This is a genomic window from Mesorhizobium sp. M4B.F.Ca.ET.017.02.2.1 (assembly GCF_003998955.1).
GTDB classification, from domain to species: Bacteria; Pseudomonadota; Alphaproteobacteria; order Rhizobiales; family Rhizobiaceae; genus Mesorhizobium; species Mesorhizobium abyssinicae.
The window spans coordinates 1-18,418 of record NZ_RZOF01000096.1 but is presented as its reverse complement, the minus strand read 5'-3'; the positions used below and the strand labels follow the sequence as shown (position 1 = coordinate 18,418).

Here is an 18,418-nt window from a genome sequence, read left to right as displayed (position 1 = left end):
GGCTCCATGCAGAGCCCGATGATCATCCGCGGCGGCGTCGTCGGCGGCGCCTTTGCAACGCCTGCTGCCGTGCCGGCCAAGGCCACCGCCGCCACTGCGCCGGCGACCGAGACGAAGCCCGCCGAAGACGGCAAGCCGGCCGGCGAGGCGACCGCGTCAAACGGCGAGCCGAAATCGCAGCCGGAGGCGCAGCAGCCGCAACCGGCATCGGCGCAGCCGGCACCGATATCCCCTATCGGAAAAGCCATGTAAGCTTTCGGCGGAGGCGGATCCGTCATCCGGCACACATGTGCGGATGGCAGTATTCGTCCCTGATTCCATCGCCGCTGCCCGAACCGCTCGGGCGGCTTCGCTGGACGAGGATTTGGGTTTCATAAGGGGGTTCATCATGAACAAGACGAGACGATTTGCCGTCGCCGCATTGCTGCTGGCGTCGGTGCTGGGCACGAGCACGGCGCGGGCCGACGACATGCTCGGCTCCTATGTCGCGCGCATTTCCGAGCGGGATCACCAAGCCAGCGACGGCTATCCGCTGGACAGCGCCGCGCAGATGGTGAGGCAGGACCGCGCCAACTGGCACAAGTTCCATCGGCGCGACCGCGACGACGAGGGCGACGCCTGGTTCCGCAGCAACGAGGACCGCGCCGATCTTGAGCGGATGCTGAAGCGTGGCGGCGCCATGAGCGGCGCGACGCGGCGCGCCATCATCAATGGCGAGCCTCTCATCCAGGTCGATGTCTATTCGAACAGCGTCTACGTCAGCATCCTCGAGGACTGACGGCAAAAAGGGCGGCGCTGGCGCCGCCCTTTTCTTGGCCCGGTCGGGCCAGTTGGGCGCGGATGCTCAGGCGGCTTCTTCCTTGTCCTCGTCGGACCCGTCTTCGTCGTCATCGCCTTCGGCCTTCACGCCGTCTTCTTCTTCGCCGTCCTCGTCCTCATCGTCACCCGAGAGGGTGGCTTCCTCGTCGGTATCTTCGGCGTCTTCGTCGTCGCCATCCTCGTCGTCAGACAGATCGGCGGCCTCGACCGCGGCCGCGGCGGCATGATCGAGGATGGTGTCGGAGGCGGAGTCGCTCGCCTCGACGGCCGGGGTTTCTTCAGTCACTTCGATGTCGTGATCGGAATGCATGGCAAGCCTCCATCGTTGGGGGAACGTCTTTTGTTTGATGCATGTCGTTGTCCCAGAACCGCTGCACACTTCTGGGCGACACGCATTGGTTCTCCCATGCGGAGGTCATCGTCATATGACTGTAAGCCGGCGCCAGCGTACTAATTTTGACGCCTGAAGGCAGGGGCGCGCTGCCCGCGCCCTGCTAGGCGCAGGCAACTTCAGGGCCGACTTTTCTCAGCCGTCAGCCGGCGATCTTGGAGAAATCCGCGACCTGGTCGGTGGCGGCGCGGATGCGGGCAAGCAGCGCCAGCCGATTGGCGCGCACGGCCTGGTCCTCATCATTGACGAGAACCCGTTCAAAAAATGAATCAACCGGTTCACGCAAAACGCTAAGCGCCAGCATGGCGGCGGAAAAATCTTCGTTTTGAATCGCTTGGCCGGCTTCCTTCTCGGCCTGATTCACTGCGGCAAACAGCGACTTCTCGGCATCCTCGCGAAACAGCGCCGGCTCAACAGTCTCGGCGACCAGGGTTTTCTTCTTCTCCTCGGCGGCCAGGATGTTGGCCGCGCGCTTGGTGCCGGCGAGCAAATTCCTGCCGTCGTCGCTGTCGAGGAAGGACCCGAGCGCCTCGACGCGGCGCACGATCTGCAAGAGGTCGTCCGACTGCGGCGTGATGACGGCATCGATCAGATCATGCCTGGCGCCCTGATCGCGGAGATAGACTTTCAGGCGGTCGTGGAAGAAGGCGAGGAGGTCGGACTGCTGGCTCGCACCGCCTGCAAAGTTTGCAAAGGCCTTGGCGAAGATAGATGTCAACGCCAACCGAACGCGGTTCTCGATCAGGATCCTGACCACGCCGAGCGCAGCACGCCGCAGCGCGAACGGATCCTTGCTGCCGGTCGGCTTCTCATCGATGGCCCAGAAGCCGGTCAGCGTGTCGAGCTTGTCGGCGAGCGCCACCGCCACCGAGACCGGATCGGTCGGCACGCGGTCGGACGGGCCCTGCGGCTTGTAGTGTTCCTCGGCAGCCGCTGCGACGGACGGATGCTCGCCCTCCAGCAGCGCATATTTGCGGCCCATGGCGCCCTGCAATTCCGGGAACTCGCCGACCACTTCGGTCTGCAGGTCGGCCTTGGCGAGCACGGCTGCGCGGCGCGCCAGCGCCGGATCGGCGCCGACGACCGGCGCCAGTTCCTCGGCCAGCCGCGCGATACGCTCGACGCGTGCACCCTGTGTGCCTAGCTTGGCGTGGAAGGTCACGTTGAGATGGTCCAGACGCGCCATGCGCTGGTCGAGCGGCTTCTTCAGATCGAGCCCGAACCTTTCCGCCGACGTCTTGAGTTCGCCGAAATCTGGCAGATCGCCCTGGTCGGTCTTCCAGAAATAGAACGCGTCGGAGAGGCGGGCGCGCACTACCTTGCCGTTGCCATGCGCGATCTCCTTGCCGCCATCCTTGGCCTCGATGTTGGCGACGAGGATGAAGCGGTTGGACAGGTCCTCGCCCGCCCCTTGCGGCCGGGTCACGAAACACTTCTGGTTGGCGCGGATGGTCAGCCGGATGACCTCGGGCGGAATGGCGAGGAAATCCTGCTCGAATTCGCCCCTCAGCACGACAGGCCATTCGACGAGGCCGGAAACTTCCTCCAGCAGCCCTTCGTCCTCGACCAGGTCGAGACCGTTGGCGAAGGCTAGGTTGCGGGCGTCGGCCAGGATGATCTCCTTGCGCCGCTCGGCATCGAGCACGACCTTGGCGGCCTCCAGCTTCGACACGTAGTCGTCGAAACGACGCACGGTGAATTCGCCCGGGGCGTGGAAGCGATGGCCATAGGTGACGTTGCCGGAGCGGATGCCGTCGATATCGAAATCGACCACCACGGGCTCCTCGGTCTCGGGGCCGAAGGTGCAGACGATCGATTGCAGCGGCCGCACCCAGCGCAGCGAGCCGGGCCTGGCCGAGGCCGGCCCCCAGCGCATCGATTTCGGCCAGGGGAAGCTGCGGATGATGCCCGGCACCAGTTCGGCGATGATGTCCTCCGCCGCCCTGCCCGGCTTGGAGATATGGGCGACATAGAAGTCGCCCTTCTTCGGGTCGGAATGGACATGCGCCTCGGCGATCGAGGCGAGGCCGGCCTTGCGCAGGAAGCCTTGCACCGCCTGTTCCGGCGCCGAGGTGGCGGGGCCCTTGATCTCCTCGCGAATGTCCTTGGAGCGCGCCGTCAGGCCGCGAATGTCGAGCGCCAGGCGCCGCGGCGTCCAGTACTCGCGCGCCGCCTCATAGGTCAGACCGGCCTCGACGAGGCCGTCGGTCAGCATCTTCCTGAGATCGCCCGCGGCCTTGCGCTGCATGCGCGCGGGGATTTCCTCGGAGCGAAGTTCGAGAAGCAGGTCGGGCATAGGTTGGCTCCTTACCCTCCCCTCGATGGGGAGGGTCGGCGCGCAGCGCCGGGGCGGGGTGGCGGCCTCTCAGCCGCCAATACCTTCGGCACCATCGCGCAGATGCAGGTGTGATTTCCGTTCTTCCACCGCCGCATAAATTGTATCGAGGACAGAATCCAGTTCGTTTTTTATCTCATGGTTCCAGAAACGGACAACGCGATAACCTTGGCTTTCAAACCATCGTGTTCGAACCTCATCATGGCGCAGCTGGTCGTCAAAACCGTGATGGAAGCCGTCCACTTCGACAATCAGCTTCAGCCGATGAGAGATGAAGTCGGGGTAGTAGCCGCCTACGGATGCTTGTCGGCGAAAGTGCGTGCCCTCTACCGGAATGCGCCAGAGATGCCGCCAGAGCGTGCGTTCTTCTTCGGTCATGGCCGCGCGAAGCCTTCGCGCGGACTGCAGCTTGAACCGATCAAGTTTTGGCATAGGGAATCGCGCAGCACCCCCACCCGCCGCTTCGCGGCGACCTCCCCCATCAAGGGGGAGGTAGGAGCGGCATAGCAACTCGGCTCGCCGCTGTCACCCCTGCCCGCCGACCGCCAGGGCGGCCGATTTCAGGAAATTATCAGGTCTTTGTCGGGACCAGGCGGGCGCGCCCGTCCTAAGAACAGAAATCCAATGAACCGAACGCAGCGCTGAAGCGACCAACGCTCAGGCAGAGACCTATTGGCTGAACGACCATGAAAACGGTATCGAGAACCCTGCAGATCCTGGCACTGAGCGCCTGCTTCGCCGCCCAGATGCATGGCACGTTCACGATGCCGGGCGTGCGGCAGGCGCTGCGGACGATCGATGGCGCAAGCAGCCAGGGCTCGTTGCCGATCGCTTCGCTCACAATCGGTGAAAGGACCTTGAACTAAGGTGTCTCGATATTCAGGTCAGGCCGGCATCACCTGAATATCGACACCTTAGGCCGCCAGCCCGCCCGCCTCGGTCTGCAGGAAGGCCTCGCCGCAGGCCTTGGCAAGGTTGCGCACCTTGAGGATGTAGCTCTGCCGCTCGGTGACCGAAATCACGCCGCGCGCGTCGAGCAGGTTGAAGACGTGACTGGCCTTGATGCACTGGTCATAGGCAGGCAGGACCATGCGGTGCCGCGCCGGCGCGTCATTCGATCCGGGCGCGCCGGCCGCGAGCAGCGCCTTGCACTCGGCCTCGGCGTCCTCGAAATGCTTTAGAAGCATCGCGGTGTTGGCGAATTCGAAATTATGGCGCGAATATTCCTGCTCGGCCTGCAGGAAGACGTCGCCATAGGTGACCTTGTCGGCGCCATCGCGGCCGTTGAAGTTCAAGTCGTAGACATTGTCGACGCCCTGCACATACATGGCGAGCCGTTCCAGCCCGTAGGTGAGCTCGCCCGCCACCGGCGCGCATTCGATGCCGCAGACCTGCTGGAAATAGGTGAACTGCGACACTTCCATTCCATCGCACCAGCACTCCCAGCCGAGCCCCCAGGCGCCCAGCGTCGGGCTCTCCCAGTCGTCCTCGACGAAGCGGATGTCGTGCAGCAGCGGATCGACGCCGATGGCTTCCAGCGAGCCGAGATAGAGCTCCTGCAGGTTGGGCGGGTTCGGCTTCAGGATCACCTGGTACTGGTAATAGTGCTGCAGCCGGTTGGGGTTCTCGCCATAGCGCCCGTCCTTCGGCCGGCGCGACGGCTGCACATAGGCGGCGTTCCAGCGCTTCGGACCCAGCGCGCGCAAGGTGGTCGCCGGATGGAAGGTGCCGGCGCCGACCTCCATGTCGTAGGGCTGCAGGATGACGCAGCCATAGTTCGCCCAGTAATTGTGCAAGGTCAGGATCAGCCCCTGGAAGGAGCGGCTGGGATGCATGTGGGCGGGAATGTCGACGGTCACGGCGGCCTCGATGGAGCGGCTGGATGGGGACCACGCTCTAGAGGCACGGCCGGCAAGCGTCAAGGCAAGCGAACTTTGGGTGGTTCGTCTATCGCAGGCTGTTCCCCCGCGCCTCATGCGAGACGCTTTGATCATATCTCGTCCGTCCGCGCCGCCCCTCATTGCCCTACCGGGCATTTCTCCCCGTATAGTGACGGGGAGAAAGACGCCACCGCGGCCGGGTTTCGCCAACCGCCAACGTTGCAGAATGAGTGCCGACGTCGCGGCCACCCCCTTCTCCCCGTCACTATACGGGGAGAAGGCGCCGGCAGGCGGATGAGGGGCGGCGCCGACGTTTCCAATGTCGCCCAAGCGCCCGGCGATTGGGATAGCTTGCGTGAGACGAGAAGCTAAGCTCAAAAGAAGCGGGGCTCCGAAGAGCCCCGCTCAAAGCATGCTTCGGTGCCGCTCAGCCCTTCGGCGCGGGCGTGGTCGGCTTGACCTTCGGGGTTTCCTGCGCCGTGTTGGATTCGATCGGCGGAAGACCCTTGATCAGCTTCTGCTGCAAGGTCGCAAGCACGTCGGGATCCGGCTTCAGGTCGCGGGCCTGGTTCCACTGATAGGTGGCTTCCAGCTTGCGGCCGACGCGCCAGTAGGCGTCGCCGAGATGGTCGTTCAGCACCGGGTCTTCCGGCTTCAGCGACACCGCGCGCTCCATTTCGCGGACCGCATCCTCGAAACGGCCCATGCGGAAATAGGCCCAGCCCAGCGAATCGACGATGTAGCCGTCGCTTGGCCTGAGGTCGACGGCCTTCTGGATCATCGCCAGGCCTTCCTTGAGGTTCAAGTTCATGTCGACCCAGGAATAGCCGAGATAGTTCAGAACCTGCGGCTGGTCGGGGAACAGCTCCAGCGCCTTGCGGAAGTTCGGTTCGGCCTTCGGCCATTCCTTCAGCCGCTCATAGGCGATGCCGCGCTGGTAGAAGATGTTCCAGTTGGCATTCGTTGGCGTCTTCAGCACCTCGACGGCCTTGTCGTAGAGATTGGCGGCCGAGCGAAAGTCCTCCTTGGAGGAGTAGACGCCACCCAGCGCCAGATAGGCGCGCATATCGTCCGGGTGCTTGTCGACGAACGCCTTCAGATGGGCGATCGCCTCGTCATGGCGGTCGAGATCGGCGAGGTTGAGGCCGAGCTGCAGGTCGGAAAGCTCCTTCAGCGGCGAGGAATCGGGAATGCGCCGATAGAGCGCGATTGCCCCCTCGCCGTCCTTCAGCTGCTCGGCGACTGCGGCGAGTTGCACCAGGGCGGCATCGCTGTCGGGCTTCAGCGCCAGCGCATATTGCAGATAGAGGCGCACGAACGGCTCGCCGCCGCCGCGATTGAGCGCGGTGGCGAGATCGAGCAGGATCTCGGAGGCGCCGTCGGACGGGCCGGTGATCAAGGGCTCGACCTTGTCGCCCTTGTTGATCTTTTCGCGCAGCGTGGTGATTTCCAGCTTGCCTGGCGCGAACGCCTCGGCCTGGTCGAGCACCGAAAGCGCCTTGGCCTTGTCGCCCTTGCGGGCGAGGAAGGAGGCGTAGGCCTGCGCATTGCGCATCCATGTCTCCGGCGCGGCACCGCCGGCGGCGGTGTCCTGCAGCGTCGCCGCGTAGATCTGATCGGCCTTTTCGGACATGCCGGCGGCATCGGCGATCAGCGCGCGGTGGAAGGACTTGAACAGGCCGAACCAGTCGGGGCCCTGCAATTTGTCGATGGCGGCCATGGCATCGGCGGGCTCGCCGGCGCCTTCCTTGGCCCAGCCGCTCATGACGCCGGACAGCAGCCGGTCGAGATCGGATTCGAGCGACAGTTTCAGCCAGTACTCGGCCTTGGAGAAATCCTTCTTGTGGAAGGAATCGACGGCCAGCGCCAGGCGCGAGAAACGCTCGACATCGGGCACTTCCCTGAGCTTGTCGGCATAAACGAGCGATTCCTCGAAGCGGCCCTGCGCGATCAGCGACAGCATCAGGCTCTGCTGCAGCGCCGTGTCGCCGGGCGCAAAGGCCAGCGCCTGCTTGTAATAGGCGATGGCGCTGTCGAGATCGTTGTCGCCTTCTGCAATGCGCGCGGCAAGATAGGCGCCGGAGAAGGAGGTGATCTTGACCGGCTCGGTGGTTTGCTTGGCGTGGGCCGGCAGAGCCGAGATCGCCATGCCCGTCACAATTGCCAGCCCCGCGAGCCAGCGCGCACGTCCTTGCATCGTATCCCTTTCAGCCAGACGCAATCCCCAAGTCGATGGGACCGCCACAGACTCGGTCTTTTCCCGACAAAGCATGGCCTTTTTGGGGTCAGGCTTCAATCCGGGCCGAATTCACAATCGGGTCACCCGATTAACGAACAATGGCCGCAGACGATAATAGCAGATCGCGCGGCCAACTACACCCTGACATCATGATCTATGCCCTGACGCCACGAAACTTGCGGCGACCTCGCTGCACAGGCGGTCCATGGGCGGGTGCTGGCAGCTTCTCGGGGGATGCCCGAGGGCTCCGGCGCTCTGCGGCCGGCCGCTTGTCAGTTCACCCTGGCGATGCAGAAATCGATGACGTCGATCAGCGCCGATTTCTGCGGCGTCGCCTCCAGCGGCGCCAGCGCATCCCTGGCGATCTCGCCGAAATGACGGGCGCGGCCGATCGTGTCGGCAATCGCCCCGTGGCGGGTCATCAGGCCGATCGCCTTTTCGAGCCCGGCGTCGTCGGTGACGTTGTCCTCGATGGCGCGCTTCCAGAAGGTGCGCTCGGCCTTGGTGCCGCGCCTGTAGGCGAGGATCACCGGCAGCGTCACCTTGCCCTCGCGGAAATCGTCGCCGACATTCTTGCCGAGGTCCTTGCTGGAGCCGCCATAGTCGAGCGCGTCGTCGATGAGCTGGAAGGCAAGGCCGAGATTCATGCCGTAGGAGCGCAGCGCGGCGCGGTCGTTGCGGGTTGCCTGGGCGATGACCGGGCCGACCTCGGCGGCGGCCGAGAACAGCGCGGCGGTCTTGGCCTTGATGACGGCGAAATGCTCGTCCTCGGTGGTCTCCAGGTTCTTGGCGGCGGCGAGCTGCATCACCTCGCCCTCGGCGATGATGGAAGCGGCGCTGGACAGGATGTCGAGGGCTTCCAGCGAGCCGACATCGACCATCATGCGGAAGGCCTGGCCGAGCAGGAAGTCGCCGACCAGCACGCTGGCCTGGTTGCCCCAGATCATGCGCGCCGTCTTCTTGCCGCGGCGCATGCCGCTCTCGTCGACGACATCGTCGTGCAGCAGCGTTGCCGTGTGCATGAACTCGACCGAAGTGGCGAGCTTGACATGACCGTCGCCGGAATAGCCGAACATCTGGGCGGCGGCGAGCGTCAGCATCGGCCGCAATCGCTTGCCGCCGGACGAGATCAGATGGTTGGCGACCTCGGGGATCATCTCGACGTCGGAGCCGGCCTTGGACAGGATCAGCTTGTTGACGCGGCCCATGTCGGCGGCCGTCAGATCGATCAGATCCTTGATGGAGGCGGGTTCCCGCTTCCCGTTTTCGATGTTGAGAACGACACCCACCACAGACACTCCCGTCTATTCCAAGCGCACGACGGCACCTAGTCCCGAAGCAGACTCTAGGGCGGCATCCACCGGCACGGCAAGAGGCGAATTGGCGCGGTTGCGGCCGGCGGCGTGAACGCCCACGTTTACAGGAACGGCGCAACCTGCGATTTTCATTCCATGATAGAGCTCATCCGTACCAACGATGCCGTGATCATCTCCTTCGTCGAATCGCTGATGCGCGACGCCGGCATCGCCTGTTTCGTCGCCGATGAGAACATGAGCGTGCTCGACGGCTCGATCGGCATCCTGCCGCGGCGCGTCATGGTCGACGCCGACAAGGCGGACGCGGCGCGGCGCATATTGACCGATGCCGGCATCGCCAACGAGATCCGCCGGAAATGACGTCCGCGTCGCCCGCAGCCCTTGTCCCGGACACACCGGCCCATACGGTCGATGCCTTCCATCGCGGGCGTTTCTGGCTGGTGCAGCCTCGGGCCGCCGGCCACCGCGCCGGCATGGACGCCATGATGCTGGCCGCCGCCGTGCCCTCTCCCTTTGGCGGACGGCTGGCCGATTTCGGCGCCGGCGCGGGCGCCGCGGGGCTTGCGGTGCTGTCGCGCTGTCCGGCGGCGCGGGTTGTGCTGGTCGAACGCTCGCCGGAAATGGCCGGATTCGCGCATGCCACGCTCGCCCATCCCGGCAACGCGCATCTCGGCGACCGCGCCTCGGTGCTGACGGCCGATGTCACGCTGACGGGCAAGGCGCGCGGCGAGGCCGGCCTTGCCGACAACAGTTTCGACTTCGTCATCATGAACCCGCCCTTCAACGCCGCTGAGGACCGCGCCACGCCGGATCAGTTGCGCAAGCAGGCGCATGTGATGGAGGACGGGCTGTTCGAAAGCTGGATCAGAAGCGCCGCCGCGGTGGCGAAGCCACGCGGCGGGCTCGCCGTCATCGCCAGGCCCGAGCAGCTGGGCGCCCTGCTCGATGCGATCGACGGCCGCTTCGGCGATACCGAGATGCTCGCCGTCCACCCCCGTCCCGAGGCGGCGGCAATCCGGATCGTCGTCAGGGCGACGCTCGGCGCGCGCGGAAAACTGTCGATCCGCCCGCCGCTGATGCTGCACGCCGAGACAGGCAACGGGCCAGCCGAGCGGACCGAGATGATCAACAACGGACTGGCGTCGCTTTTCGGCGATTGATCATCGGCCGGCCATGCGGCATTGCCGTTGGCCGGCGAATTCCTACATGCCCACAGCAAGATGAGGCCTCATCTTGCTGCTTTTTCAGTGACCGGAGACCCCGACCTCGTGAAACGCCTCTTGAACCGCCTGCTGCCGAAGTCCTGGCGCTCCACCGTCGTCGTGGTTCCGGTCATCCGCCTGCACGGCACGATCATGGCCGGCGGCGGCCAGTTCCGGCCGAGCCTGTCGCTGGCGTCCACCGCCGGCCTCATCGAGAAGGCGTTCTCCTTCGAGGCGCCCGTCGTCGCCATCTCCATCAATTCGCCAGGCGGCTCGCCGGTGCAGTCACGGCTGATCTTCAAGCGTATCCGCGACCTCGCGGTGGAGAAGAACAAGAAGGTGCTAGTGTTCGTCGAGGACGTGGCGGCCTCCGGCGGCTACATGATCGCGGTCGCCGGCGACGAGATCTTTGCCGATCCGTCCTCGATCGTCGGCTCGATCGGCGTCGTCTCCGCCTCGTTCGGTTTTCCCGAGCTGATGAAAAAGATCGGCATCGAGCGGCGTGTCCACACCGCCGGCCAGAACAAGGCGGTGCTGGACCCGTTCAAGCCGGAGAAGAAGGAAGATGTCGAGCGGCTGAAGGCGCTGCAGCTTGAAGTGCATGAGACCTTCATCGACCTCGTCAAGGAGCGGCGCGGCACCAGGCTGAAGGACGATCCTGACCTGTTCACCGGCCTGTTCTGGACCGCCAAGAAGGGTCTCGAGCTCGGCCTCGTCGACGCGCTGGGCGACATGCGGGGCGTTCTGAAGACCCGCTTCGGGGCGAAGACCCAGCTGAAGCTGATCACCGCGCCGCGCGGCCTGTTCGGCCGCTTCGGCCTGTTCGGCTCGCGCTTTTCGGCGCCCGACATCGCGGCCGCCGCAGCCAGCGGCGTCGTCGATGCGGCGGAAGAGCGCGCGCTGTGGGCGCGCTTCGGGCTTTGAAAAAACGGTGAAAGCGTCTAGCATATCCGCTTGACCGACCCGACCGGCCGCATTCGCCGCCTATTCGAGGGAGGAGTTTTGGGATGCCGCAGATCATTTTCTTCGTCGTTATCGGCGCCGCCGCCTATTTCGGCTATCGCGCCTTCATCCGCGAAGCCGAGCGCGTGACGGCCAAGATCCGGCGTACCGAGAAACAGGCGGCAAACGGCACCATGGGGACGCTGGTCAAGGACCCGAAGACCGGCGAATACCGGCTGGCCAAGGACTGAACGCCATCTCGTCAGCAACCGAAGCGTTGGATGCCGGGACGCAAGCCGGCACGTGGCTTGCCCCTGCCAAGATCAACCTTGCGCTGCATGTCACCGGCAGGCGCGCCGACGGCTATCATCTGCTTGAAAGCCTCGCCGTCTTCACCCGCTTCGGCGACCGGGTCGAGATCGAGCCGGCCGAGACCGACCGGTTGTCCATCTCAGGCAAATACGCCCCTGCGGTTCCAGCGGACGACAGCAATCTGGTGGTGAAGGCGCGCGAGGCACTGCGCCGCGAAGCGGGATCGCTTGCCACGCAACCTGTTGCCATCAATCTGGAAAAGAACCTGCCGGTCGCCTCCGGCGTCGGCGGCGGCTCCAGCGATGCCGCCGCCGTGCTGCGCGGACTGGTCCAGACATGGCAGCTCGACATCGACGATGCCGAGCTGGCGCGGATCGGCCTGTCGCTTGGAGCAGATGTGCCGATGTGCCTAGCGGCAAGGCCGCTGATCGCGCGCGGCGTCGGCGACGAGATTTCCGCGGTCGAAGGCTTTCCCGCGCTCGCCCTGGTGCTGGTCAATCCGGGCATCGCGGTTTCCACGCCGGAGGTTTTCAAGGCGCTGGCCAGCCGCGACAACGAGGCGCTGCCGCCGCTGCCCGGCAAGCTCGATTTCCATACCATCCGCAACTGGCTGGAGGCGACGCGCACCGACCTCGAGCCCGCCGCCCGCGCCATCCAGCCGGCGATCGGCGAAGCGCTCAAGGCGCTGAGGAAGGCCGACGCCGGCTTTGCCCGCATGTCGGGTTCCGGCGCCACCTGCTTCGGCCTGTTCGAGACCGGCAATGTCGCCAAGCGCGCGGCGCTCGAAATAAGGCGCCGCCATCCCGACTGGTTCGTCGCCGCGACGCGAAGCATGGAGGCCGACGCCCATGGCCAAGATTGACGAGAGCCGCCCCTTCATCCCCGTGCGCATCGCGGTGCTGACGGTTTCGGATACGCGCAGCCTCGCCGACGACAAATCCGGGCAGACGCTGGCCGACCGCATCGCGGAGGCCGGCCACATCCTCGCCGCGCGCGACATCGTCACCGACGACCGGGAGAATATCCGCGACAAGGTGCTCGGCTGGTCGAAGGACGAAGGCGTCGATGTCGTCATCACCACGGGCGGCACCGGCTTCACCGGCCGCGACGTGACGCCGGAAGCGCTGGAACCGATCTTCGAAAAGCGCATGGACGGCTTTTCCGAAGTGTTCCACCGCATCTCCTACGACAAGATCGGCACCTCAACGATCCAGAGCCGGGCGACCGGCGGCGTCGTCAACGCCACCTTCGTCTTCGTACTGCCCGGCTCGCCCGGCGCCTGCAAGGACGCCTGGGACGGCATCATCAAGGCGCAGCTCGACTACCGTCACATGCCCTGCAACTTCGTCGAGATCATGCCGCGCCTGGACGAGCACCTGAAACGCGGCAAGGCCGGGTGACCGCCTGACGGGCGTCGCCGCTTCAGCGGATGACCGGCTCGCCGTGGAAGCGCCGGCGCGAGGGGCGCGAGACGCCGAAGCCGACTTCCATCATCAGCCGCGGCGTGCGCGAAGGCACCGTGCCCATGTCGAAGCCGAACGGATCCTCGACGAAGCCGAGCCCTGCTTCACCCGTGAGCGTGACCGGGCTGTCGTCGCCATAGACCTTCAGCACCTCATCCGCCGGATGCTCGACAAGCAGCGTAAGTTGGTGCTTTAGGCTGCGGCGTTTGTGGCTGCCGCGCACATAGACATGCGGGCCGGTGCCGGCATCGCAGGGCTTCAGGTAGGAGAAGAATTTCAGCATCCGCCAGTCGTCGAGATCGAAATGGTACTTGCCGAGCGAGGCAAGGTTCTTGTCGGCGCTCCTTCTCCCCCAAAAACGCGGGAAAAATCACTTCGGCGGCGCGACCCAAATCTCCGCGTCGAGTCTTTTCGTTGCCAGGCCGCGCGCGATGGCTTCGGCGCTGCGGGCGCTTTTGGCGAGCGCCGTGGCCTGGCGCTTGCTGATGACCAGCCCCTCGGCCAGCGCCCGGTTGCCGGAAAAGACCCTGGCCAGGAACGGCGCGCGGCTGCCGCGCGCGCGAGAAAAACGCGCCGGCATGGTGGCCTTCGCCGTGTGGGCCACGACCTCGTCGATCCAGCCGTCCGACAGCCGCGCGCCGGGCTCCAGCAACAGCAGCCAGTCGCCCTTTGCCTGCCGGATACCGGCGGCGATGCCGCCGGCGACATAGTGGCAGCCGGCATGGTCGGCAACGCGGTGCGTCTGGTCGGTCGAGCCGGTGTCGCAGACGACGACGTCGCGCACCACGCCTTCGACCGCGCCGCCGATCAGCGAGGCGAGCGTGCGGGCAAGGCCCTCTTCGTCATTCAGGGTTTCGATGAGAACGGTGAGCATTGCCAGCCGAATAGCGGAAAGCCGCGCCATGCGCCAGTTTTTGCATCGCGGCACAAAAAGTTCTTGCTTTGTTCTCATCGAGAAAATAGGAATAGTTTCATGAACAGAGCGATTCGACAGCCTGCTGACAGTCCTTGGGAAAGGGCGAAAATGGAACAGATCGTGCGTGCCGACATTGCAGCCTTCGGAGCCGGGAGAGCCGAGATGGCGAATGCGATGATCGAGCAGAGCGGCATGCGCGTGCGGCCCGACCGCAATCGCGGCCGTTCCGCCGGCATTAATCCGTCCGGCCGCTTCGAGCCGGTCAGCCGGCATGTGTTCGACGACGGCTGGAATTCGCTGGAGGAACTGCCGCCGTTCAAGACCGAGGTGCAGGTCGAGAGGCCGCGCACCATCATCACGCGCAACGAGTCGCCCGACATCTCCTTCGATCGTTCGATCAACCCCTATCGCGGTTGCGAGCATGGCTGCGTCTACTGCTTTGCCAGGCCGACGCATTCCTTCATGGGCCTGTCGCCGGGACTCGATTTCGAATCGAAGCTGTTCGCCAAGCCTGATGCGGCGCGCATGCTCGACAAGGAACTGTCGAAGTCCGGCTACCAGCCGCGCACCATCGCCATCGGCACCAACACCGATCCCTACCAGCCGATCGAGAAGCAGTACCGGATCATGCGCGAGATCCTCGAAGTGCTGGAGGCGCGCGGCCATCCGGTCGGCATCGTCACCAAGTCGGCGCTGGTGACGCGCGACATCGACATCCTGTCGCGCATGGCCGAACGCGGACTTGCCAAGGTGGCGTTGTCGGTGACGACGCTCGACCGCATGCTGGCGAGAACCATGGAACCGCGCGCGTCGACGCCGACCAAGCGGCTGGAGGCGATCCGGCAGCTCTCCGACGCCGGCATTCCGGCCTCCGTCATGGTCGCGCCGATCATCCCCGGCCTGACCGATCCGGAGATGGAGCGCATCCTCGATTCGGCACGCGCCGCCGGCGCGCGCGAAGCGGGCTATGTCGTGCTGCGGCTGCCGCTGGAGGTGGCGCCGATCTTCAAGGACTGGCTGTTGCGCCATTATCCGGACCGCTACCGGCACGTGATGTCGCTGATCCGTTCGATGCGCGACGGCAAGGACTACGATTCGGAATGGGGCAAGCGCATGAAGGGCGCCGGACCCTATGCCTGGCAGATCGGCCGCCGTTTCGAGATCACCGCCAAGCGGCTCGGGCTCAACGCCGAGCGGCGGCAGCTCAGGACCGACCAGTTCGTCGCCGCAGCCAACGCCACCGAGCAGTTGATGCTGCTTTGAAGGTCTCGCGCCGGCCACCGCCGGCTGGCGCGAGAAGAATCCCGTCCGGCCTGTCCCCCGGCCTCGAGACGGTGCCCTCGCGGTCCGCGCCCCACCCGACCCGGAGGGACTTGCGGAGAATCGGAGCCGATGCGAACCTCGCCGCACCATGGCTCGCGCGCGTTCCGATTCTCCGCTTCTCTTCGAAATCGTCGAGAAACCCGATTTCTCCATCGAGACGAAGGCGATGGCCGACGGATTGTGGCCGGTGGCGGGAATGGACGAGGCCGGGCGCGGACCGCTCGCCGGTCCGGTCGTCGCGGCGGCGGTGGTGCTCAACCCCGCCAACATTCCCGAGGGGCTCGACGATTCCAAGCGCCTCACCCATCTGCAGCGTGAAGCGCTGTTCGCCAGGATCCTGGGCTCGGCGCTCGGCGTGTCGATGGCCTCGATCAGCGCCGAAGGCATCGATGGCAGCAACATATTGAAGGCCAGCCTCGAAGCGATGCGCCGTGCCGTCGCAGGCCTGTCGCTGCGGCCGAAGCTGGCACTGGCCGACGGCCGCGACGTGCCGCCCGGTCTCGCTTGCGAAGGACGCGCGCTGATCAAGGGCGACCAGCGCTCGCAGTCGATCGCCGCCGCCTCGATCGTCGCCAAGGTGATGCGCGACCGCATGATGTGCGGCTGCGGCGGTCACCACGAGCGCTACGGCTTCGAGGTGCATATGGGCTACGCAACGGTCCGCCACCGCACCGCGATCGAAGCGCACGGCCCGGTGGCAAGGTTGCACCGGGCGTCATTCGCGCCGTTTCGCTTGGGCGGCGTCGAGGTGGTTGAGGAAGAGAGCTTCGTCGGCTTGGAATAATCTCCCCCCTTGAGGGGGAGATGGCCGGCAGGCAGAGGGGGTCGCTTCGCGTGAAGCTCCAACGCCATCTGTCGTCCGCAAGAAAGTCGAGCCCAGTCGAACCGACCCCCTCTGTCGCCTTTGGCGAACATCTCCCCCTCAAGGGGGGAGATTATCTCCGCTCAAACAAAAAAGCCGCCGGGTTGCCCCAGGCGGCTTCATGCTAGATAGGACATACCAGCCTAGTTCAGCTTGGCCTTCACTTCCTGCAGCGCCGACTTGAAGAAGTCCGCGCCGGCCTTGGCGTCGACCTTGGCGGCAAGCAGCGCGCGGGCGGCCTCGACGGCGACGTCGACGGCGCTGGCACGCACTTCCGCAACTGCCTCGCGCTCGGCCTGGCCGATCTTCTGCTCGGCGAGCGCGGTGCGGCGCGTCACGTAGTCCTCGGTCTTCTTGTGCGCCTCGGCGGCGAGCAGTTCGGCCTCGCGCTTGGCGGCGGCGACGATGTCGGCGGCCTCCTGCTCGGCTTCCTTGCGCTTCTTCTGGTACTGGCCGAGCAACTGCTGGGCCTCTTCGCGCAGTCGGCGGGCTTCTTCAAGCTCGTTGCTTATCTTGGCGGCGCGCGCGTCGAGGCCCTTGGCGATCAGGCCGGGCACCTTGATGTAGACGGCAACGCCAAGAAAGATGATCAGGGCGACCGTGGCCCAGAGCGTTGCGAGAGATGTAGCGTCCATGATGCGCTCCTCACCGGGCCACGGATTTGACCGCTGCCGCGATCTCGGCCTTGCTGGCCTTGCCGCCGACAAGCGCCTCGACGATGGCCGAAGCGGTGTCCTCGGCGATGGTGCCGACTTCCTTCATGGCGTTAGCCTTGATCGACGCGATGCTGGCCTCGGCCGCGCCGAGCTTCTTGTCGAGCTCCGCCTCGACCTTCTTGCGGGCGGCGTCGGCCTCGGCCTTGGCGGCATCGCCGGCCTGCTGGCCGATCGCATTGGCTCTCGACTTGGCTTCGGCCAGTTCCTGCTCGTAAGCAGCAACGGCGGCGTCAGCCTCGCCCTTCAGCCGGGCGGCATGGTCGAGGTCCTGCGTGATGCGGTCGTTGCGGACGTCGATGATGCCACCAAGGCGCGGCATCACCACCCGCTTCAGGAACAGGTAGAACAGCCCGAAGGTGATCGCCAGCCACAGCAACTGCGACGGGAACGTCGCCGGATCGAATGGCGGGAACGTGCCGTGCGCCTCGCCGGGCACCTCGGTGCCGGCATGCGTTTCGGCTCCCGCACCGGCGGCGCCTTCGGCGGCCGGCGCTGACTCTTCTGCAAAGGCAGATGTCACGAACATGGACTATCCCCTGATATCAGGCCAGCCGCTGATCGCGGCCTGCCTGTCCAATCTTCCCAGTGCTCAGCCGAACAGGGCCAGAAGCGCGATGAGAAGGGAGAAGATGCCCAGAGCTTCGGTCACGGCGAAGCCGAAGATCAGGCGGCCGAACTGGCCATCAGCAGCCGACGGGTTGCGCAGCGCGCCCGCCAGGTAGCTGCCGAAGATGTTGCCGAGGCCGATGCCCGCGCCACCCATGCCCAGGCAAGCGATGCCGGCGCCGATGTACTTTGCTGCTTCTGCGTCCATTTCAAACTCCTTTGGATCTGTAATTCCGTTGCAATTCCATCCGGCGACGAATGCCGGAACCTCGTAATCAGTGCCCGGGATGCAGGGCGTCGTTCAGATACATGCAGGTCAGCACGGCAAAGACGTAGGCCTGCAGGAAGGCGACCAGCAGTTCCAGCGCAGTCAGCGCGACGGCCATGGCAAGCGGCAGCACCGAGCCGGCGATGCCGACGGCGCCCAGCGCGCTCAGGCTGACGACGAAGCCGGAGAACACTTTCAGCGTGATGTGGCCGGCCAGCATGTTGGCGAACAGACGAACCGAGAGGCTGACCGGGCGCGACACGAAGGAGATCACCTCGATCAGCACCACCAGCGGCAGCAGGAAGACCGGCACGCCATGCGGCACGAACAGCTTGAGGAAGCCGAGGCCATGCTTGCCGAAGCCGTAGACGACGACGGTTCCGATGACCAGCGCGGCGAGACCGAAGGTGACGATGATGTGGCTGGTGACGGTGAAGAAATAGGGGAACAGGCCGAGCAGGTTGGCGACCAGCACGAACATGAACAGCGAAAAGACGAAGGGGAAGAACTTCAGCCCCTGCGTTCCCGCCGAGTCCCGCAGCATGTTGGAGACGAACTCGTAGGCCATTTCCGAGACCGACTGCAGGCGGCCGGGAACGAGGCTGCGGCTGGCAGTGGTGAGGTAGAGGAAGGCCGATGCGACCGCGACGGTCGCGACCATGAACAAGGCGGAATTGGTGAAGGACAGGTCGTAGCCGCCGATGTTGATCGGAATCAGCTTGACGATATGGAACTGGTGGATCGGATCGACCTTGTCAGCAGCCACTTTTACATCCCCGTCAAAGCCGCGAGCGGCTTCAGTGTCTTACCCAGAGCCAGGACGGCGCC

The 18,418-nt window shown here is 65.3% G+C and carries 21 protein-coding genes and 2 pseudogenes; 11 read left to right on the top strand and 12 right to left on the bottom strand.

Features of this window, described 5'->3' with window-relative positions:
• Window positions 1-252, top strand: a pseudogene (locus EN738_RS14330) (hypothetical protein); the annotation flags it as partial.
• A 136-nt stretch (window positions 253-388) separates the two neighbouring features.
• Complete coding sequence (locus tag EN738_RS14325; protein ID WP_127284250.1) at window positions 389-778, top strand: hypothetical protein; 390 nt, start codon at window positions 389-391, stop codon at window positions 776-778.
• A gap of 66 nt (window positions 779-844) precedes the next feature.
• On the opposite strand, the gene EN738_RS14320 is transcribed toward EN738_RS14325, so the two are convergent.
• The 3 genes from EN738_RS14320 to EN738_RS14310 form a co-directional block, all read right to left on the bottom strand.
• Entirely contained in the window at window positions 845-1,129 is a 285-nt protein-coding gene (locus EN738_RS14320; protein WP_127284249.1) for an ATPase, read from the bottom strand.
• Window positions 1,130-1,352: 223 nt separating this feature from the next.
• The gene (gene glyS, locus EN738_RS14315) at window positions 1,353-3,506 is read right to left on the bottom strand and encodes a glycine--tRNA ligase subunit beta (protein WP_127284248.1); all 2,154 of its coding nucleotides are present in this window, start codon (window positions 3,504-3,506) and stop codon (window positions 1,353-1,355) included.
• 69 nt (window positions 3,507-3,575) lie between these two features.
• Complete coding sequence (locus EN738_RS14310) at window positions 3,576-3,923, bottom strand: DUF559 domain-containing protein (RefSeq protein WP_245494516.1); 348 nt, start codon at window positions 3,921-3,923, stop codon at window positions 3,576-3,578.
• Between the two features lie 308 nt (window positions 3,924-4,231).
• Here EN738_RS14310 and EN738_RS14305 point away from each other — a divergent pair, with 308 nt between their 5' ends.
• Window positions 4,232-4,411 (top strand): hypothetical protein, encoded by a 180-nt coding sequence (locus tag EN738_RS14305; RefSeq protein ID WP_127284246.1) that lies wholly within the window; start codon window positions 4,232-4,234, stop codon window positions 4,409-4,411.
• Window positions 4,412-4,459: 48 nt separating this feature from the next.
• Here EN738_RS14305 and EN738_RS14300 read toward each other — a convergent pair whose 3' ends face one another.
• From EN738_RS14300 to EN738_RS14285, 3 genes are all read right to left on the bottom strand, one after another.
• Entirely contained in the window at window positions 4,460-5,404 is a 945-nt protein-coding gene (locus EN738_RS14300; RefSeq protein ID WP_127284245.1) for a glycine--tRNA ligase subunit alpha, read from the bottom strand.
• A 448-nt stretch (window positions 5,405-5,852) separates the two neighbouring features.
• Entirely contained in the window at window positions 5,853-7,622 is a 1,770-nt protein-coding gene (locus EN738_RS14290; protein WP_127284244.1) for a tetratricopeptide repeat protein, read from the bottom strand.
• Window positions 7,623-7,936: 314 nt separating this feature from the next.
• Complete coding sequence (locus EN738_RS14285; RefSeq protein WP_127284243.1) at window positions 7,937-8,953, bottom strand: polyprenyl synthetase family protein; 1,017 nt, start codon at window positions 8,951-8,953, stop codon at window positions 7,937-7,939.
• Between the two features lie 162 nt (window positions 8,954-9,115).
• On the opposite strand from EN738_RS14285, the gene EN738_RS14280 reads away from it, so the two are divergent.
• The 6 genes from EN738_RS14280 to moaB all read left to right on the top strand — a co-directional run bounded on the left by EN738_RS14280 (window position 9,116) and on the right by moaB (window position 12,836).
• Window positions 9,116-9,340 (top strand): DUF2007 domain-containing protein, encoded by a 225-nt coding sequence (locus EN738_RS14280; protein WP_127259063.1) that lies wholly within the window; start codon window positions 9,116-9,118, stop codon window positions 9,338-9,340.
• Entirely contained in the window at window positions 9,337-10,140 is an 804-nt protein-coding gene (locus EN738_RS14275; RefSeq protein ID WP_127284242.1) for a tRNA1(Val) (adenine(37)-N6)-methyltransferase, read from the top strand. The genes EN738_RS14280 and EN738_RS14275 overlap by 4 nt, the downstream gene beginning before the upstream one ends.
• 108 nt (window positions 10,141-10,248) lie before the next feature.
• Window positions 10,249-11,106 (top strand): S49 family peptidase, encoded by an 858-nt coding sequence (locus EN738_RS14270; RefSeq protein ID WP_127284241.1) that lies wholly within the window; start codon window positions 10,249-10,251, stop codon window positions 11,104-11,106.
• Between the two features lie 83 nt (window positions 11,107-11,189).
• Window positions 11,190-11,375 carry a hypothetical protein gene (locus tag EN738_RS14265; RefSeq protein ID WP_127284240.1) on the top strand — a complete coding sequence of 62 codons (186 nt, stop codon included), beginning with the start codon at window positions 11,190-11,192 and terminating at the stop codon, window positions 11,373-11,375.
• A 26-nt stretch (window positions 11,376-11,401) separates the two neighbouring features.
• Window positions 11,402-12,298, top strand: a complete 897-nt coding sequence (locus tag EN738_RS14260; protein ID WP_127284239.1) for a 4-(cytidine 5'-diphospho)-2-C-methyl-D-erythritol kinase — start codon at window positions 11,402-11,404, stop codon at window positions 12,296-12,298.
• A complete protein-coding gene (gene moaB / locus EN738_RS14255) occupies window positions 12,285-12,836 on the top strand; it encodes a molybdenum cofactor biosynthesis protein B (protein ID WP_127284238.1) in 552 nt (183 codons plus the stop codon). The genes EN738_RS14260 and moaB overlap by 14 nt, the downstream gene beginning before the upstream one ends.
• 22 nt (window positions 12,837-12,858) lie before the next feature.
• Here the strand turns inward: moaB and EN738_RS14250 are convergent.
• Both EN738_RS14250 and EN738_RS14245 read right to left on the bottom strand, forming a co-directional pair.
• Window positions 12,859-13,239, bottom strand: a pseudogene (locus tag EN738_RS14250) (hypothetical protein); the annotation flags it as partial.
• A 30-nt stretch (window positions 13,240-13,269) separates the two neighbouring features.
• Window positions 13,270-13,773 carry a glycosyltransferase gene (locus EN738_RS14245; RefSeq protein WP_127284252.1) on the bottom strand — a complete coding sequence of 168 codons (504 nt, stop codon included), beginning with the start codon at window positions 13,771-13,773 and terminating at the stop codon, window positions 13,270-13,272.
• Window positions 13,774-13,923: 150 nt separating this feature from the next.
• Between EN738_RS14245 and EN738_RS14240 the strand changes: the two genes are divergently transcribed.
• Window positions 13,924-15,078, top strand: coding sequence for a PA0069 family radical SAM protein (locus EN738_RS14240; protein WP_127284237.1), 1,155 nt, complete (start codon window positions 13,924-13,926; stop codon window positions 15,076-15,078).
• Between the two features lie 148 nt (window positions 15,079-15,226).
• Window positions 15,227-15,922, top strand: a complete 696-nt coding sequence (locus tag EN738_RS14235) for a ribonuclease HII (RefSeq protein WP_127284236.1) — start codon at window positions 15,227-15,229, stop codon at window positions 15,920-15,922.
• Window positions 15,923-16,143: 221 nt separating this feature from the next.
• Here EN738_RS14235 and EN738_RS14230 read toward each other — a convergent pair whose 3' ends face one another.
• The 4 genes from EN738_RS14230 to EN738_RS14215 all read right to left on the bottom strand — a co-directional run bounded on the left by EN738_RS14230 (window position 16,144) and on the right by EN738_RS14215 (window position 18,356).
• Window positions 16,144-16,635, bottom strand: a complete 492-nt coding sequence (locus tag EN738_RS14230; protein WP_127284235.1) for a F0F1 ATP synthase subunit B — start codon at window positions 16,633-16,635, stop codon at window positions 16,144-16,146.
• 10 nt (window positions 16,636-16,645) lie between these two features.
• Window positions 16,646-17,242, bottom strand: a complete 597-nt coding sequence (locus tag EN738_RS14225) for a F0F1 ATP synthase subunit B (RefSeq protein WP_127284234.1) — start codon at window positions 17,240-17,242, stop codon at window positions 16,646-16,648.
• Window positions 17,243-17,305: 63 nt separating this feature from the next.
• A complete protein-coding gene (locus EN738_RS14220; protein WP_006206606.1) occupies window positions 17,306-17,530 on the bottom strand; it encodes a F0F1 ATP synthase subunit C in 225 nt (74 codons plus the stop codon).
• Between the two features lie 67 nt (window positions 17,531-17,597).
• Window positions 17,598-18,356 carry a F0F1 ATP synthase subunit A gene (locus EN738_RS14215; RefSeq protein ID WP_127284233.1) on the bottom strand — a complete coding sequence of 253 codons (759 nt, stop codon included), beginning with the start codon at window positions 18,354-18,356 and terminating at the stop codon, window positions 17,598-17,600.
• Between the last annotated feature and the right edge of the window lie 62 nt (window positions 18,357-18,418).

What these genes read in the sequence shown, in the direction of transcription:
- EN738_RS14325 (WP_127284250.1), top strand. Translation starts at nt 389, where the DNA reads ATGAACAAGACGAGACGATTTGCCGTCGCCGCATTGCTGCTGGCGTCG.
- EN738_RS14310 (WP_245494516.1), bottom strand. Translation starts at nt 3,923, where the DNA reads ATGACCGAAGAAGAACGCACGCTCTGGCGGCATCTCTGGCGCATTCCG.
- EN738_RS14280 (WP_127259063.1), top strand. Translation starts at nt 9,116, where the DNA reads ATGATAGAGCTCATCCGTACCAACGATGCCGTGATCATCTCCTTCGTC.
- EN738_RS14245 (WP_127284252.1), bottom strand. Translation starts at nt 13,773, where the DNA reads ATGCTCACCGTTCTCATCGAAACCCTGAATGACGAAGAGGGCCTTGCC.
- EN738_RS14275 (WP_127284242.1), top strand. Translation starts at nt 9,337, where the DNA reads ATGACGTCCGCGTCGCCCGCAGCCCTTGTCCCGGACACACCGGCCCAT.
- EN738_RS14220 (WP_006206606.1), bottom strand. Translation starts at nt 17,530, where the DNA reads ATGGACGCAGAAGCAGCAAAGTACATCGGCGCCGGCATCGCTTGCCTG.
- EN738_RS14265 (WP_127284240.1), top strand. Translation starts at nt 11,190, where the DNA reads ATGCCGCAGATCATTTTCTTCGTCGTTATCGGCGCCGCCGCCTATTTC.
- EN738_RS14225 (WP_127284234.1), bottom strand. Translation starts at nt 17,242, where the DNA reads ATGTTCGTGACATCTGCCTTTGCAGAAGAGTCAGCGCCGGCCGCCGAA.
- moaB (WP_127284238.1), top strand. Translation starts at nt 12,285, where the DNA reads ATGGCCAAGATTGACGAGAGCCGCCCCTTCATCCCCGTGCGCATCGCG.
- EN738_RS14240 (WP_127284237.1), top strand. Translation starts at nt 13,924, where the DNA reads ATGGAACAGATCGTGCGTGCCGACATTGCAGCCTTCGGAGCCGGGAGA.
- EN738_RS14230 (WP_127284235.1), bottom strand. Translation starts at nt 16,635, where the DNA reads ATGGACGCTACATCTCTCGCAACGCTCTGGGCCACGGTCGCCCTGATC.
- EN738_RS14305 (WP_127284246.1), top strand. Translation starts at nt 4,232, where the DNA reads ATGAAAACGGTATCGAGAACCCTGCAGATCCTGGCACTGAGCGCCTGC.
- EN738_RS14320 (WP_127284249.1), bottom strand. Translation starts at nt 1,129, where the DNA reads ATGCATTCCGATCACGACATCGAAGTGACTGAAGAAACCCCGGCCGTC.
- EN738_RS14235 (WP_127284236.1), top strand. Translation starts at nt 15,227, where the DNA reads ATGGCTCGCGCGCGTTCCGATTCTCCGCTTCTCTTCGAAATCGTCGAG.
- glyS (WP_127284248.1), bottom strand. Translation starts at nt 3,506, where the DNA reads ATGCCCGACCTGCTTCTCGAACTTCGCTCCGAGGAAATCCCCGCGCGC.
- EN738_RS14290 (WP_127284244.1), bottom strand. Translation starts at nt 7,622, where the DNA reads ATGCAAGGACGTGCGCGCTGGCTCGCGGGGCTGGCAATTGTGACGGGC.